We start from the raw sequence: 14,861 nt of genomic DNA on the forward strand, positions 1-14,861 counted from the left end.
AGTCATGCCTCGTAGTGGAAAGTGAACGGGCGACGTGCCCGGCCATCAGGGTTGCTGGCCGTCGATTCGCAACAGGTTCGACACCGACGCGACACCGTCGACGCGCCGCGCGGCCGCCGCCGCGAGATTCACCTGGTTCGTATCCGTGACCGAACCGGCCAGCGTCACGTTGCCGTCGCGCACCCGCACGAGGATGCGCGTCGCGTTCAGGTTTTTGGTGCGTGCGAGCGCCGTGCCGACGCGGCGTTGCAGCTTGCGGTCGGCTGCCTTGCGTTGCGCCGGCGACAGGCTGGTCGGCGCAGGCGCCTGCGCGGATTCCAGCACGGGCGCCGACGACGGGGCCGCCGCGCTCGCGGCATCGGATTGCGCATGGGCGGCGACGGTGCAGCATGCCGCCATCAGCAGCCCCGCGGCAAGTCGGGATGAAGTACGCATGATCGAATCACACTCCGGAAAAGCGGTTGAAGGAAACCTCAGAATTGCGTCATCAGGCCGATCGACACGCCGGTCGTCGCGCTCGCGCCGCGCCGCAGGTTCAGCGCCGCGATCGTCGCGGGGTCGCGCATGTACGCACCGGTCATCCCGTTGCGGTCGACTTCGACATACAGCTCGGTGCGCTTCGACAGGAAGTACTCGGCGATCGCATAGGTCGTCAGCTTGTGGCCGTCCGCGCCCGACGCGTTGCCGAGATTGCGCGCGCGGTCGTAGAACGCGGCCGCGCTCAACTGCACTGCCGGCAGCGGCTGCACGACGACGCCGAACGACGGGATGTCGTCGCGACGCGACGGCGCACCGGCCTTGTTCGCGGTCACGTTCAGCGACGCATAGCTCAGGTAGAAGCGTGCGCGACCGAGCTGCAGCGTGCCGCCGGCCTGGATCGTCTGCGCCGATTGCGAGCCGTCGGGGCTGTACGTCTTCGCGTACGACGCGCCGCCCATCAGGTCGGCCAGCGTATACATCGCGGCCGCCGAATAGTTGGTGCCCGCGCGCGACGCGCCCGCGACGCCGCCCGGCGAATAGCTCGCGCCGACCCGCAACCCGCCCGCCTGCCCGAGATACTTGATCGTGTTGTTGAAGCGCGAATCGAGCGTGAAGAAGTTGCCGTCGAACAGCACGCCCGGCTCGACCGAAAGCGACTGCCCGCGCCCGCCGAGCGGATCGAGCGCGATGCCGAGATCCTCGGCCGCGTTGAACTGGCGGCCGAGCGTCACGCGGCCGAAATCGCCCGACAGGCCGACATACGCGGCCTGCGAAAACAGCGTGCCGGCCGTCTTCACCGCGCCGGTGCCGCTGTTGAACGCGCCATCGAGCACGAACAGTGCCTTCAGCCCGCCGCCGAGATCCTCCTTGCCGCGCAGCCCGAACTCGTTGCCCGCGATGATGTTGTTGTTGAAGCCAACCTGACTGCCGCCCGGCAAGCCATTGACCCAGCGCACGCCGCCGCCGATCCGGCCGAACAGCGTCACGCTGGACTGCGCGTGCGCGGCCCCCGAAAGCGCGCCGATCAGCGCCGCTACCATCACCTTTCTCATGCGTCTCCTCCTTGTTGTCGAATCGTCTCTTTTCTTGCTTTCTTGCTTCCTTGCTTCCCTGCCAATCGATAAGGATTACTGCGTTTCAGGAACGCTCTTTATTCCGGTATGGCCGATACTGCTGCGTCAGCCGCGCGACTCGCGCATCGCGCCCGGCGTGTCGTGCGGCCGTTGCGCGAGGCGGCGCAGCGATCGCTGCGGATCGAGGCACAGCACGCCGAGCGCGCCGCACAGCACGAGCACCACGCCGCATACGAGGCTCGCCTGCTCGAAACCGCGCGCGGTCGACGCGCCGGCCGCCTCGATCAGCATGCCCGTCACGATCGGCGCGCCGAGGCCCGCGAGCGACGCGAAGCCGTTGCTGAGCGCGAGCACGCCGCCGCGCTGGGCATCGGGCGTGACCTCGGCCAGCATTGCCGGGCCGATCGAATACATCGTCAGCGTCATCCCGCTGCCAAGCGTCAGCGCCGCGAGCTTCGCCGCGCGCGGCAGGTCCGGCAGCGCGAGCGCCGCCAGCAGCAGCCCCGCGATCGCCAGCGTCGTCGCGACGAACACGCCGCGCCCGTAGCGCGACGGCACGCCGCGCGCGAGCAGCATCTGCGACAGCCACGCCAGCGCGAGGCTGAGCGGCGAGGTCGTCGCGACGAACAGCGCGAACATCCGGCCCGCCGCATGGGGCTCGAAACCGAGCCCGAGCTGCAGATAGGCCGGCATCCACGTCAGGCTCATCGCCAGGATCCAGTTCGCCGCGAAATGCCCGAGGAAATTGCCGATTACCGTGCGATCGGTCAGCAGCAGCCCGTACGGCACGCGTTCGCCGCGCGCGATGCCGGCCGTGCCCGCGACGCGGCCGCCGCGCACGAGCGTGCCCTCCTCGCCGCATGCGGCCCATGCGACGCACCACAACGCGCCGAGCGCCGCGAGCAACGCGAAGTTCGCGCGCCAGCCCCAATGCGTCGTCACGACCGGAATCGACAGGCCGGCGATCAGCATCCCGAGCGCGCTGCCCTGATGCAGCAGCGCGACCGGCAGGTTGCGCCGCGCATCCGGAAACCACTTGTAGAGCGCATGCACGGCGACCGGCGACGCAGGCCCTTCGCCCGCGCCGAGCAGCACGCGGCACGCGATCACGACCCAGATCGAACCCGCAACCAGCATCGGCAACTGCAGCACCGACCACGCGGCCGCCATCCCGAACAACAGCCACTTCGCCGGCCAGCGGTTCGCGGCGATGCCGCCCGCGACGGCCGCGACCGCGAACAGCCAGTTGAGGCTGCCGCCGATCAGGCCGAACTGCGTCGGGCTCAGGTGCAGCTCGCGCATCATCGGCACCGACACGAGCCCGAGCGCCACCTTGTCGAGAAAATTCACCAGCATCATCAGCGCGAGCATGATCGCGATCGACCATGCCCGTGCCGGGCGGTATTGCGTGTCGCCTGTCGTCATCCGTGTCTCCGTGTTTTCTGTCAGGGCCGTCGTGCGCGGCCGCTACGCGTCGTGCTCGCCCAAGCCCGGCACGTGGTCGTCGCCGTCCGGCAGCCCCAGCGAGAACTTCACCGGAAAGCGCACGGCGAGCGCCCCGTCGATCTCGCGGGCGACACCGCGCGCACGCACATGCGGATCGGCGAACAGTTCGTCCGGGTCGAGAAGCGGCGACACCGGCAGGTCGAACCCGCGCAGCGCGCGCATCCAGTCGTCCAGCGTGCGGCTAGCGAACATCGACCTCAGCAGTTCGCTGACCTCGCGCTTATGCCGTTGCCGGCCGGCGCGACGTGCAAAACGCAGATCGCGCAGCGCGGGAAACGCGTCGCCGAGCGCATCGCCCAGCGTCATCCAGAACTTGTCCTCGAGGATGCCGAGCGCGAGATGGCGGCCGTCTGCCGTCTCGAATAGGTCGTTGTCGGGCATCACCCACGGCGCGTCGGACGATGCCGCGCGATGCGCGCGCGACGCCCATGCGGCGGGCGCCGTCCACGCGAGCGTCGCGTCGTGGATCGATACATCGAGGTGCTGCCCGTGCCCGTTCGCACGCGCGCTCGTCACGGCCACCGACAACGCCAGCGCCGCATGCATCGCGGCCGCGTAGTCCGCGAGCCGCACGCGCGGCCGCCCGACCACGTCGTCGACCTGCGCCGGGATCGCCCAGTAACCGGCTTCCGCGAGGAAATTCAGGTCGTGGCCGGGGCGCGCAGCATTCGGGCCATCCTGCCCGTAGCCCGAAATCGAGCACATCACGATGCGCGGGTTGATGCGCGCGAGCGTGTCGTAGCCGATCCCGAGGCGCGCCATCACGCCGGGCCTGAAGCCTTCGACGACGGCGTCGGCTCCGCGCACGAGATCGAGAAAGCGGTCGCGATCCGCCGGCGCCTTCAGGTCGAGCGCGACCGACCGCTTGCCGCGGTTGAACTGCGCGAACACGGCATCGCCGAGCAGGCGCGACGCGTCACCGGTGAGCGGCGGCTCGATCTTGACGACGTCGGCACCGAGTTGCCGAAGCAGCGCACACGCATGCGGGCCCGGCAGCAACTGGCTCAGGTCCAGGATCGTCACGTCGTTCAGGCACGACCACGCGGGTTTCGCGTGCGGCTGCGCCGGTTCGTCATCGCGCGGGGCATCGATCGTCATCGCTCACGCTCCCGCGCCGGCCGGTTCGAGAATCGCCTTCGCGATCGTGTTGCGCTGGATCTCGCTCGTGCCGGTCAGGATCCGGAACATCCGCAGCTTGCGGAAGGTCTGCTCGACCGGATGGCCGCGCGTCACGCCGACGTTGCCGTGAATCTGCACGGCCTTGTCCGCAACCTCGAAGCAGCGCTCCGACACGAACAGCTTGCACGCGGCCGCCGCCATGCGCAGGTCGGCGCCCGCGTCGGCGAGCATCGCCGTGTGCGCGATCATGCTCTCGCACGCCCACAGCGCGGCGGCCATGTCGGCGAGCATGTGCTGGATCGCCTGAAAGCGCGCGATCGGGCCGCCGAACTGCCGGCGCGTGCGCGCGTAGTCGAGCGACGCACGATGGGCCGACATCGCGAGGCCGAGCATCGTCGGGCAATGCAGCAGCCGGTTCACGTTGATCCGCGACATGCCGAGCTTGAAGCCGTTGCCGACGCCGCCGAACACGTTCTCGCGCGGCACGCGCACGTTGTCGAAGCGGATGTCCGCATCGATGTGCTGGCCCGACATCGGCACGTACTCGTGCTCGACGGTGACGCCCGGCAGGTCGAGATCGACGAGTACCGCCGTGATCTGCGGCGGCGTCGCGGCCGCGTCGGTCACGCACATCACGATCGCGAAATCGGCGAACGGCGCGCCGCTGATGTAGTGCTTCGCGCCGTTGATCACGAGCGAGTCGCCGTCCTCGGTCGCGCTCGTGCTGATGCTCATCGCGTCCGAGCCCGAATGCGGTTCGGTCAGCGCGAAGCAGGTCGACTTCTCGCCGCGCATCACCGGCTTGAAATAGCGCTCGAGCTGCTCAGGCGTCGCGTACTTCAGCATGTTGCCGACGCGCGGCGGCCCGCCCAGTTCGCCGAGCACGTGCGGTGCAAGCGCCGCGCCCGATGCGGCGAGGTCGGCCTTCAGCGCGCAGGTCTCGACGATCGACAGGCCCTTGCCGCCGAGCGCGACGGGCAGGCTCGCGGTGTAGAAACCGAGTTCGGACGAGCGTCGCCACACGCGGCGCAGCACGTCGCGCGGCCACACGGATTCGGAGTCGAGCCGCAGCTCGCGCTCGATCGGGCGCAGTTCGTCGTCGACGAAACGCAATACGGCCGCGCGCAGCGCGACGAATTCGGGGCGGTCCAGATGATCGAACATGGTGAGTTCTCCTTCAGTTGACGCGGCGCGCGACGCCGTGCCAGTACTGCTCGCGTACGAGCTTGCGGGCGATCTTGCCGCTGGCGTTCTTCGGCAGCTCCGCGACGAAATCGACGGCACGCGGCAGCTTGTAGTCGGCGAGCAGCGCGCGGCAATGCGCGACGAGATCGGCGGCCTGCGCGTCGCGGCCGGGCTTCAGCACGACGACGGCCTTCACGGCCTCGCCCCACTTTTCGTCGGGCACGCCGACCACGCACGCCTCGAGCACGTCCGCGTGCCGGTACAGCGTCGCCTCGACTTCCGTCGGGTACACGTTGAAGCCGCCGGAAATGATCATGTCGTTCTTGCGGTCGACGAGGTAGATGAAGCCTTCGTCGTCGGTGCGCGCGAGATCGCCCGTATGCAGCCAGCCGTCGACCAGCACCTCGCGCGTCAGCTCCGGCGCGTTCCAGTACCCCTGGAACACGTCCGCGCCGCGAATCACGATCTCGCCGATCGCGTCGCCTTCGACTTCGCGCCCGTTCGCGTCGACGACACGCACCTCCGTCTCGCCGAGCGGCCGGCCGCACGACGCGAGCCGCGCATGATCGGACAGCAGCGCGTAGGCGTGATCGGCGATGCCGAGACGCGTGACGCCCGATGTCGACTCGCTGGCGCCGTAACCCTGCGACAGCACCGGGCCGATGCGCGACCACGCCTCCTCGATGCGCGCCGGCGCCATCGGCGCCGCGCCGTAGCCCAGCACCTTCAGGCTGCGCAGGTCGGCGTGCACGAGGTCCGGCTCGTTCAGCACCATGTTGATCATCGCCGGCACCATGAACGCGTGCGTGATGCGCAACCGCGCCACGTCGGCGAGGAAGCGCGCGGGCTCGAATGCGTCGAACAGCACGAGCGTCGCGCCGCAGAACAGGTAAGGCTGCATCAGCATGCCCGACGCGTGCGTGATCGGCCCGATCAGCGCGAGCCGGTCGCCGGGCTGCGCGGGGCGGTCCATGCCCAGCACGATCTTGCGCAGCGACGCGAGCCGGTTGCCGTAGCTCTGCATCGCGGCCTTGATGCGCCCCGTCGAGCCGGACGAGAAATGCAGCACCGCGAGATCGTCGATGGCCGGCGCGTAGTCGGGCATCGCGCTGCTGCCCTGCGCGAGCAGCGTTTCGTAATCGAGGTAACCGTCGGTCGCGCCGTCGAGCGATACGAACCGCTCCACCGACGCGAAGCCCGGCGAGTCCGGCGAGTAATGCGTATAACCGCGGCCGCCGATGAACGCGACGGGCGTGCAGTTGCCGACGACGTCGGCCGCCTCGGCCGCGGTGAAGCGCGGATTCAGCGCGGCCTTCACGAGGCCGGCCTTGTACAGCGCGCACTCGATCTCGACGAGTTCGATGGCGTTGCGGGCCTGCACGGCGATCCGCGCGCCGGGCGCGAAGCCCAGCCCGCGCAGCGCGTTCGCGAGGCGCGTCGAACGCTCGTCGAGCTGACGGTAGGTGACGGCGCGGTCGCGATGCAGCACGGCGGGCTGGTCGCCCCAGTAACGGGCCGCGCGCCGCAGGAAGTAGGCGAAGCTCAAGCGAATTCTCCTGGTCGAACGATGCCGCCAGTCTGTAAGATGCACGGGCATCACCACAATGCATCACTGGCTATAAAGTCATAACCCGTGGGAATCCCCTGATGGATACGCGCGATCTGGAATACCTGCTGGCCGTCGAACGGCACGGCAGCATCGGCAAGGCCGCCGACGCGTTGGGCCTGTCGCAGCCGGCGCTGACCAAGGCCATGCAGCGGCTCGAGACGCAGGTCGGCGTAACGCTGTTCGACCGAACCGCGAGCGGCATGACGCCGACGCCGGCCGGTGCGCGGTTCGTCGCGCGTGCGCAGCGGATCGCGCTCGAATTCGACGACGCGATGCAGGAGATGCGCGCGATCCGCGGCGGCGAGCAGGGCGTCGTGCGGATCGGCTACTCGCCGACCGTGCCGACCGCGCTGGTGCTCGGCGCGTGCCGGCAACTGATCGGCGAACGGCCGGCCGCGAAGCTGCGGCTGCGCTGCCGGCTCGCGCGCGAACTGCTCGACCTGCTCGCGGCCGGCGAGCTCGATCTCGTCGTGGCACCCGCGCCGACGCAGCCGGACCCGACGCTCGCGCGCGTCGAGCTGTTCAGCGACCGCCTGTCGGTGCTCGCCGACGAAGCGCATCCGCTGCAGCGCAAGCGCGGCCTCACGCTCGCCGATCTCGTCGACCAGGAATGGCTGCTGCCCGAGACGACGCTGCCCGTGCGGCGCCAGATCGACGACGCGTTCCGCGCGCGCGGCCTGGCCGGCCCGCGCCTGCGTGTCGAAACGGATTTCGGCAGCACGTCGCTGCTGCACCTGCTGCGCGGCACGCCGCTGCTGTGCGTCGGCGGAACCGAGGCGCTCGATCAGCTCAACGGGCTGCGCGCGCTCGACCTGCTGCCCGGCGAACTCGACCTCGGACGGCGCATCGCCGCGATGCATCGGGCCGGCGCGTACCTGCCGCCGCTGGTGCAGCGCATCGTCGCGCTGCTGCAGGCGCGCGTGAAATAGCCGCGCGCCCCCGCCGCGACCATCATTTGCGGGAGTGATGACACTCCCCTTTTTCTGCGGATTTGACCGGGAAGGCGGTGCCGACAACACTAGCCCGCAGTGCCGCACAGACGGCGCGCGCCCGCCTCCCCCTTCAGAGTCCGCCATGTACCCGACCGACACCGTGCAATCCCCGAGCGCCACGCGGCCGCTCGCCGACCGGCAACTGCGCCGGATCGTCATCGCCTCCGTCGCCGGCAACGCGATGGAGTGGTACGACTTTTTCGTGTACGGCACGGCCGCGGCGCTCGTGTTCGGCCACGTGTTCTTTCCGCCCGGCGCGTCGCCGCTCGCAGGCAGCCTCGCCGCGTTCGCGGCGTTCGCGCTCGGCTTCGTCGCGCGGCCGCTCGGCGGGATCGTGTTCGGCCACGTCGGCGATCGTTACGGGCGCAAGGCGTCGCTCGTATGGACGCTGCTGATCATGGGCGCATCGACCTTCGCGATCGGCCTGCTGCCGACCTACGCGCAGGTCGGCCTGTGGGCGCCCGCGGCGCTCGTCGCGCTGCGCCTGCTGCAGGGCATCGCGTCCGGCGGCGAATGGGGCGGCGGCGTGCTGATGATCAGCGAGAACGCGCCGCCCGAGCAGCGCGGCTATTACGCGGCCTGGAGCCAGCTCGGCGTGGGCGGCGGCTTCGTGCTGTCGTCGGCCGCGTTTCTCGCCGCGCAGGCGCTGCCGGACGACGCGTTCCGCGCGTGGGGCTGGCGGCTGCCGTTCCTCGCGAGCATCGCCATCTTCGCGATCGGCATCTATATCCGCCGCCATTTGCCGGAAAGCCGCGACTTCGAGCAGGCCGGCAAGCGCGGCGCGCAGTCGCATCTGCCGATCGTCGAATGCCTGCGCCGCCACCCGAAGGAAATCCTGCTCGCGATGGGGCTGCGCGTGGCCGAGAACGGCGGCGCGTACATCTTCCTCGCGTTCTCGCTCGTCTACGGCAAGTACGTCGGCATCCCGAACGGCGTGATGCTGACCGGCGTGATGATCGCGATGATCGTCGAGATGGGCGCGATGCTCGCGTGGGGCCGGCTGTCCGACCGGATCGGCCGCAAGCCCGTGTACCTGATCGGCGCGCTGAGCCTCGTCGCCTGCGCGTTCCCGTTCTTCTGGCTGCTCGACACGCGCGCGACGCCGCTCGTCTGGCTCGCGCTGACGGTCGGCACGGCCGTCAGCCACGGCGCGATGATCGGCACGCTGCCCGCGCTCGTCGGCGAGCTGTTCAGCACCGAGGTGCGCTACTCGGGCGTCGCGCTCGGCCATGAGGTCGCGTCGATCTTCGCGGGCGGAATGTCGCCGCTGATCGCGACCGCGCTGCTCGCGCGCTATCACGCGTCGTGGCCCGTCTCGCTGTTCCTCGTCGCGCTCGGCCTCGTCACGGTCGCCACGCTGTGCGTGATGCGCGAGACGCGCACCACGCAGCCCGACGGTTCGCACGGCGACGCGGCGTGACCGCGCAACGCTCAGCGCGCGCCGGTGCGCCGCGCGCCGTCGAATGCCGGCGCCAGCCCGAGGTGGTCGAGCAGCCGCGCGAACTCGCCGAGCCGCTGCCGCATGTATGCGGGCACGTCGACCTCCGCATAGTCGTGGAAGCCGGCGCCCGTGCGCACGCCGTCGCGTCCGGCCTCCATGTTGCGCACGACGCTGTCGGCCGGCGCGAAGCGCGGACCGATCTCGCCGGCCAGGTACGTCGACGCGTAGTACAGGATGTCGCAGCCGCCCCAGTCGATGAATTCGAGCAGCCCGAGCACCGCGAAGCGCGGGCCGAAACCGGTGCGGATCGCCGTATCGATGTCCTCGGCGCTCGCGACACCCTCCTCGACCATCCGCGCGGCCTCGTTCATCGCGAGCGCCTGGATGCGCGGCACGATATAACCGGGCGCCGGCCCGCAGATCACCGGTTTCTTGCCGACCCGCACGAGCAGCGCGGCGAGTCGATCGACGACGGACGGATCCGTCGCGTCGCTGCGGCTGATCTCGACGAGCGGCATCAGCAACGCGGGGTTCAGCCAGTGCGCATTCAGCATCCGTGCGGGATGCGCAACATGGCGCTGCAACTCGGTGACGACGAACGTCGACGTCGTCGACGCGATCGTTGCGCATGCATCGACGTGCGCGCCGAGCCAGCGCAGCGCATCGGCCTTCGCGTCGAGCACTTCGGGCAGCGCCTCGAACACGACGTCGGCGTCGCGCACCGCTTCCGCCGCGCCGTCGCGCGCGACGAGCACCATGCGTGCGACGACGGCGTCGGCCTGCGCGGCATCGATGCGGCCGAGCGCGACCTGTGCATGCAGCGGCCGCGCGATTTCGTCGCGCGTACGTGCGTCGAATGCACGCCATCCGGCCGCGTCGCGCGGCTTGAAGTCGACCAGCGTCACGTCGAGCCCCGCGAACGCGAACACGAGCGCGATCCCCTGCCCCATCCGTCCCGCGCCGAGCACGTGCACGCGCGTCACATCGGCGGCCGCGATCATGCCGGGTACCCCGCGTCGAGCAGCGCGCGCAGCGCGTCGTGCGACAGCGCCGCCAGCCCGAGCCGCTCCAGCGTGCGGCCTTCCGCATACAGGTCACGCACGGCGACCGCGCTCGCGATGCTCAGCAGCCCCTGCGCGACGGGCGTCGGCACACCGGCCCAGCGCCCGCACGACACGATGAGCGACAGCCCGAGCCGGGTGTCCTCGAGCATGTAGCGATGCGTGCGCAGATCGATCTTCTCGCGCCAGTCGCCGCTATCGGTCAGCTTGCCGTGCGCGCCACGCCCGTACATCCACTCGTCGCCGTCGGCCGCGTAGTGATCCGCGAGCGGGAAATGCGGCGCGCGATAACCGAGCGCTTCGCGTACTGCAATGCGCTCGGCGTCGAGCGCGTTCGTCACGCGGCGGATCGCCGGTTGCGTGCCTTCGTTGTGGATGTCCCACGCGTCGAAGTGTTCGAGCGGCCCCGCGTTCATCAGGATCAGCGGCGGATGGATCACGGGCCCCGCGTTCATCAGCGCGCCGGACAACGCGTCCTCGACCGGCTCGACCGACGGATAACCCGCGCGCAGCACGTCGAACGCCCAGCCGGCCGCATTCGCCGGAAACACGCCGGTCGGCAGGCGCGTCGCATACGCGCTGATCACGACCTCGTTGTCGCCATGCTTGCGCACCAGGTACGGCAGCGTGCCCGTCTCGGCGAACGCGACACGCGAACGATTGCCGGCATCGGCCGCCGCGCGCGCGAACACGACACTGCCGAACGTGCCGGGCGGCAGGAACACGACCTGGCCGTCCTCCAGCAGCGGCGCGACCTGCGCGGCAAGTGCGTCGTGCGACGTGGCCGGCAGCGGCACCACGACGAGCCGCGCGCCGCGCAGCGCGGCCGCGAGATCGTCGGTCAGGCGAATCGCGCCGGGCGCGTCGCCGAGCGGAATCGGCCGCTTGCCGCGATAGTCGGTCACGTTCAATACGCCGAGCTCGCGCAGCCGTGCGTGCGGCTCGCGATCGCGCCGCCACCATGTCACGTCGTGCCCCTTGTCGAGCAGGTCGATAACCGCCGCATGGCAGCCGTGGCCGCCGCCCAGTACACATACCTTCATCGTCGTCTCCGGTTGATCAAGTGTGATCGAGACTACGCGGCCGCCCCCGTCGCGTCGCTTCAAAACGCGCAACGGCACGCCCGTTCGCGCAACGCAATCGCGGCACTACGTATGCGCCGCCCGCGCATGCCGCTGCGCCAACGCATCCGCTCCGAGGCCCACGAATGGATATCGCCCTTTCCCGCCATGCGCCGAACCGGCTCGGCACGCTGCAGGCGCCCGACGAAGTCGAACGCGCAGTCGCGCACCGGCTCGGGCCGCACCGGATGGCCGCGCACGGCCGCGATCCGTTTCGCGCGGAGCTGTACGAGGTGCCGCTGCATCACGGCGCGCTGCTCGAACTCTGCTACGGTCGCGAAACGCGCATCGACTTCGGCGGCGACGCCGATCATTTCCTGTTCAGGCTGACGCTCGCCGGCGCATGCGAGCTGCAGGCCGGCGCCGCGGTCGCGCACGCGGGCCCCGGCGAGCTGACCGTGTCGTCGCCCGCGCTCGCGAGCCGCCTGCGCACGAGCCCCGATTGCCGCAACCTCGTGCTGCGGCTCGAACGCGGCGCGCTCGAACGCAAGCTGCAGGACATGCTGCACGCAACGCTCACGCGGCCGCTGCAGTTCGAACTCGCGGCCGGCGGCACCGGCACGGGCGCCGCGCTCGTGCTGCCGACGTTCGAGTATCTGTGCCGGCTCGGCGCGCAGCCGGGCATCGGCACGGCCGCGACCACCTTCAGCGCCGATCTCACCGCGTGGCTGATGTCGCTGCTGCTCACGCACCTGCCGCATTCGTACAGCGACGCGCTCGCGCGCGGCACGCCACTGCTGCCGGCGCACGTGCGCCGAGCATGCGACCACGTCGACGCGCATCTCGGCGAACCGCTCGCGCTCGCCGCGCTGGCGGCTGTCGCGGGCGTTGCACCGCGCACGCTGCAGCACGCGTTCCGCGCGTTCCTGCACACCACGCCGGCCGCCTACGTGCGCGAGCGCCGGCTTGCCGCCGTGCACGCGGCGCTGCAACGCGGCGACGCGCGCAGCGTGACCGACGTGCTGATCGCGCACGGCATCCATGGCTTCGGCCATTTCGCGAAGGCGTATGCGCGGCGTTACGGCCACGCGCCTTCCGTCACCGCGAGGCAAACACGATGACGCACTCCGCCCCCGGCCGCCCCGCGGCCCCCGCCCGCGCCGAACCCGCAGCGCGCGACAGCGACGCGCACGACGGCCTGCGCGTGCAGGATCTCGATCTCAACTTGCTGAAGACGTTTCGCGCGGTCTACGAGGAGCGGCATGTCGGCCGCGCGGCGCTGCGGCTCGGCGTCACGCAGCCGTCCGTCAGCTACGCGCTCGGCCGGCTGCGGCTGATGTTCCGCGACGCGCTGTTCGTGCGCACCGGCACCGGCGTCGAGCCGACGCCGCGCGCGCAGCGGCTCGCGCTATCGGTCGACAAGGCGCTCGCGATCCTGCAGGACATACTCGACGAAGGCTCGCGCTTCGCGCCCGACAGCACGCAGCGCGTGTTCCGCCTGCACATGAGCGATTTCGCGGCGAGCGCGTTCCTGCCGACGATGCTCGCCGAATTCGACCGCCGCGCGCCGGGTGCGGTGATCGAGACGCTGCATGTCGACGAATGCCAGCTCAACGTCGCACTCGAATCGGGGCGGATCGATTTCGCGCTCGGGCATTTCGCCGATGCGTCGAGCCACTTCCAGCGCACCGCGCTGCTGCACGAACGCTGCGTGCTGTTGATGCCGCGCCGCACCGCACAACGCGCCGCACTGCCCGACGATTTCGTGCTCGACGGCACGGCGCCCGACGCGCTGCGCTTTGTCGCGGTCACGTCGCATCCGCAATCGATGCAGTTGCTCGAACGGCACGGGCTGATGCCGCGCGTGCGCGCGGCGCTGCCCGATTTCATGGTGGTGCCCGCGCTGCTGCGCGACGGCGACTACGCGCTGATCCTGCCGGAAACCATCGCGATCACGTTCGCGGCGCGGCAGCCGTGCACGCTGTACGAGATTGCCGACGCGGGCGAATGGGCCGTCAATGCGTACTGGCACCGGCGCTTCGATGCGGACCCCGGCCATCGCTGGCTGCGCGCGCTGCTGCTCGAACTGTTCAGCATCGGCCAGCAGGCGCCGTTCGACGCATGGCTCGCGCCGCAGCCGCCCGCCTGCGCCTAACGACGCACGCCGGCGCGGGCCGGCCGGCGTGGCCGCGACGATCAGAACGACGTGAGAATGCCCGCGACGATCGAGCTGGCGGTCGCGCCGGGCTTCGCAACCGCGACGCCGCCGCCCGCCGCGCCGTTGACGACGAAGCGCGCATGCGCGCCGTTGCGCACCATCGCGGCGCCCGTGTACAGCACCGTGCGTTTCGACAGCGGATAGTCGAAGCGGATGCCGTACGAATCGGCGTTGCCTTCGCTGTCCGCGACCTTGCGGTAATGGCCGACGCTCAGCAGCAGCGACGCGCGCCCGATCGGCACCGTCGCACTCAGTTCCATGATGTCGCTGTGCGGATACGCGCTCTGGCTGTCGATCGCGGTCGCGACGTCGGGCCCGCCGCGATGGCGCATATACAGCGCGGCGACCTTCACGACGCTGAAGTCGTACGAGATCGCGCCGACCGTGTAGTTCCCGTTCGCGGCCGGGCTCGTGTCGCCGAGGGCGGATGCGGCAACCGGGCTGAACTTCTGCTGCATGGTGTCGACGTCGACCGACAGGCCGCCGCGTGCGTAGTTGACGCCCGCGCCATACGTATCGCCGAGCGTCGCCGGTTGCCCGGCCGCGCCGTTGGTGCCGCGCGCGGCCATCGCGCGCAGCATGAAGCCCGCATAACGCGGCGACGTATAGCGCATCGAGTTGCGCACGCGCAGGAATGCCGGCCCGACGAAGTTGTTGGTCGCGTTGCCCCATGCGAGCCCCGCGCCGAGGCCGGGCAGGCTGTACGTGACGAGCGTCGTATGCACGATCGTATAAAGCTCGCCGAACTGCACGCCGCCGAACGGCCCCGTGATGCCGACCCACGCTTCGCGGCCGAACAGCGCGCTGCTGTTCGACAGTGCGCCGCTCGCCGCGTTGAAGCCGTCCTCGAGCTTGAAGATCGTCGCATAGCCGCCGCCGAGATCCTCGACGCCCTTCAGCCCCCACTGCGACGCGAACAGGTTGCCGCTGCCCATGCGCGTCACGTGGTTCGGTCCGGCGTTCGCGTATTCGATCGCGGTGTCGACGCGGCCGTAAAGCGTCACGCTCGATTGCGCGGCGGCGGGCAGCGCCGTGCTGGCGAGCAGCACGGCAAGCGGTACGGCAAGCCGGTCGGCCCGCCTGTTCGGATGGTTCATCGTTGTCGTCCCGTAGAAG

General features: G+C 70.2%; 13 protein-coding genes. 4 read left to right on the plus strand and 9 right to left on the minus strand.

Annotation, left to right across the window (positions count from 1 at the left end):
* Positions 1-45: 45 nt before the first annotated feature.
* From ACN22W_RS26935 to ACN22W_RS26960, 6 genes are all read right to left on the minus strand, one after another.
* The gene (locus tag ACN22W_RS26935; RefSeq protein ID WP_419687799.1) at positions 46-435 is read right to left on the minus strand and encodes a BON domain-containing protein; all 390 of its coding nucleotides are present in this window, start codon (positions 433-435) and stop codon (positions 46-48) included.
* 38 nt (positions 436-473) lie between these two features.
* Entirely contained in the window at positions 474-1,532 is a 1,059-nt protein-coding gene (locus ACN22W_RS26940; protein ID WP_412025158.1) for a porin, read from the minus strand.
* Between the two features lie 126 nt (positions 1,533-1,658).
* Positions 1,659-2,978: an MFS transporter gene (locus ACN22W_RS26945; protein WP_419687801.1), complete on the minus strand. Its 1,320-nt coding sequence runs from the start codon at positions 2,976-2,978 to the stop codon at positions 1,659-1,661.
* A gap of 42 nt (positions 2,979-3,020) precedes the next feature.
* Positions 3,021-4,157: a CaiB/BaiF CoA transferase family protein gene (locus ACN22W_RS26950; RefSeq protein ID WP_419687803.1), complete on the minus strand. Its 1,137-nt coding sequence runs from the start codon at positions 4,155-4,157 to the stop codon at positions 3,021-3,023.
* Positions 4,158-4,160: 3 nt separating this feature from the next.
* Entirely contained in the window at positions 4,161-5,342 is a 1,182-nt protein-coding gene (locus tag ACN22W_RS26955) for an acyl-CoA dehydrogenase family protein (RefSeq protein ID WP_419687805.1), read from the minus strand.
* Between the two features lie 13 nt (positions 5,343-5,355).
* The gene (locus tag ACN22W_RS26960; RefSeq protein ID WP_419687807.1) at positions 5,356-6,909 is read right to left on the minus strand and encodes an AMP-binding protein; all 1,554 of its coding nucleotides are present in this window, start codon (positions 6,907-6,909) and stop codon (positions 5,356-5,358) included.
* Positions 6,910-7,010: 101 nt separating this feature from the next.
* On the opposite strand from ACN22W_RS26960, the gene ACN22W_RS26965 reads away from it, so the two are divergent.
* Both ACN22W_RS26965 and ACN22W_RS26970 read left to right on the plus strand, forming a co-directional pair.
* Positions 7,011-7,901, plus strand: coding sequence for a LysR family transcriptional regulator (locus ACN22W_RS26965; RefSeq protein WP_419687808.1), 891 nt, complete (start codon positions 7,011-7,013; stop codon positions 7,899-7,901).
* Between the two features lie 145 nt (positions 7,902-8,046).
* Positions 8,047-9,384 carry an MFS transporter gene (locus tag ACN22W_RS26970; protein WP_419687810.1) on the plus strand — a complete coding sequence of 446 codons (1,338 nt, stop codon included), beginning with the start codon at positions 8,047-8,049 and terminating at the stop codon, positions 9,382-9,384.
* An 11-nt stretch (positions 9,385-9,395) separates the two neighbouring features.
* On the opposite strand, the gene ACN22W_RS26975 is transcribed toward ACN22W_RS26970, so the two are convergent.
* On the minus strand, positions 9,396-10,406 hold the full coding sequence (locus ACN22W_RS26975; RefSeq protein ID WP_419687812.1) for a 3-hydroxybutyryl-CoA dehydrogenase: 1,011 nt from the start codon (positions 10,404-10,406) through the stop codon (positions 9,396-9,398).
* Positions 10,403-11,509: an NAD/NADP octopine/nopaline dehydrogenase family protein gene (locus tag ACN22W_RS26980; protein ID WP_419687814.1), complete on the minus strand. Its 1,107-nt coding sequence runs from the start codon at positions 11,507-11,509 to the stop codon at positions 10,403-10,405. Before ACN22W_RS26980 ends, ACN22W_RS26975 begins: the two co-directional genes overlap by 4 nt.
* A 164-nt stretch (positions 11,510-11,673) precedes the next feature.
* Here ACN22W_RS26980 and ACN22W_RS26985 point away from each other — a divergent pair, with 164 nt between their 5' ends.
* Complete coding sequence (locus ACN22W_RS26985) at positions 11,674-12,648, plus strand: AraC family transcriptional regulator (RefSeq protein ID WP_419687815.1); 975 nt, start codon at positions 11,674-11,676, stop codon at positions 12,646-12,648.
* Positions 12,645-13,682 carry a LysR family transcriptional regulator gene (locus ACN22W_RS26990; protein WP_419687816.1) on the plus strand — a complete coding sequence of 346 codons (1,038 nt, stop codon included), beginning with the start codon at positions 12,645-12,647 and terminating at the stop codon, positions 13,680-13,682. Before ACN22W_RS26985 ends, ACN22W_RS26990 begins: the two co-directional genes overlap by 4 nt.
* 41 nt (positions 13,683-13,723) lie before the next feature.
* Here ACN22W_RS26990 and ACN22W_RS26995 read toward each other — a convergent pair whose 3' ends face one another.
* The gene (locus ACN22W_RS26995; RefSeq protein WP_419687817.1) at positions 13,724-14,842 is read right to left on the minus strand and encodes a porin; all 1,119 of its coding nucleotides are present in this window, start codon (positions 14,840-14,842) and stop codon (positions 13,724-13,726) included.
* Positions 14,843-14,861 lie beyond the last annotated feature (19 nt).

It is taken from the genome of Burkholderia theae, assembly GCF_048565265.1.
Classification (GTDB): domain Bacteria; phylum Pseudomonadota; class Gammaproteobacteria; order Burkholderiales; family Burkholderiaceae; genus Burkholderia; species Burkholderia theae.

Bases quoted from the DNA above. Each gene is read 5' to 3' on its own strand.
- ACN22W_RS26965 (WP_419687808.1), top strand. From the start codon at position 7,011: ATGGATACGCGCGATCTGGAATACCTGCTGGCCGTCGAACGGCACGGC.
- ACN22W_RS26950 (WP_419687803.1), bottom strand. From the start codon at position 4,157: ATGACGATCGATGCCCCGCGCGATGACGAACCGGCGCAGCCGCACGCG.
- ACN22W_RS26945 (WP_419687801.1), bottom strand. From the start codon at position 2,978: ATGACGACAGGCGACACGCAATACCGCCCGGCACGGGCATGGTCGATC.
- ACN22W_RS26975 (WP_419687812.1), bottom strand. From the start codon at position 10,406: ATGATCGCGGCCGCCGATGTGACGCGCGTGCACGTGCTCGGCGCGGGA.
- ACN22W_RS26940 (WP_412025158.1), bottom strand. From the start codon at position 1,532: ATGAGAAAGGTGATGGTAGCGGCGCTGATCGGCGCGCTTTCGGGGGCC.
- ACN22W_RS26970 (WP_419687810.1), top strand. From the start codon at position 8,047: ATGTACCCGACCGACACCGTGCAATCCCCGAGCGCCACGCGGCCGCTC.
- ACN22W_RS26985 (WP_419687815.1), top strand. From the start codon at position 11,674: ATGGATATCGCCCTTTCCCGCCATGCGCCGAACCGGCTCGGCACGCTG.
- ACN22W_RS26935 (WP_419687799.1), bottom strand. From the start codon at position 435: ATGCGTACTTCATCCCGACTTGCCGCGGGGCTGCTGATGGCGGCATGC.
- ACN22W_RS26955 (WP_419687805.1), bottom strand. From the start codon at position 5,342: ATGTTCGATCATCTGGACCGCCCCGAATTCGTCGCGCTGCGCGCGGCC.
- ACN22W_RS26990 (WP_419687816.1), top strand. From the start codon at position 12,645: ATGACGCACTCCGCCCCCGGCCGCCCCGCGGCCCCCGCCCGCGCCGAA.
- ACN22W_RS26995 (WP_419687817.1), bottom strand. From the start codon at position 14,842: ATGAACCATCCGAACAGGCGGGCCGACCGGCTTGCCGTACCGCTTGCC.
- ACN22W_RS26980 (WP_419687814.1), bottom strand. From the start codon at position 11,509: ATGAAGGTATGTGTACTGGGCGGCGGCCACGGCTGCCATGCGGCGGTT.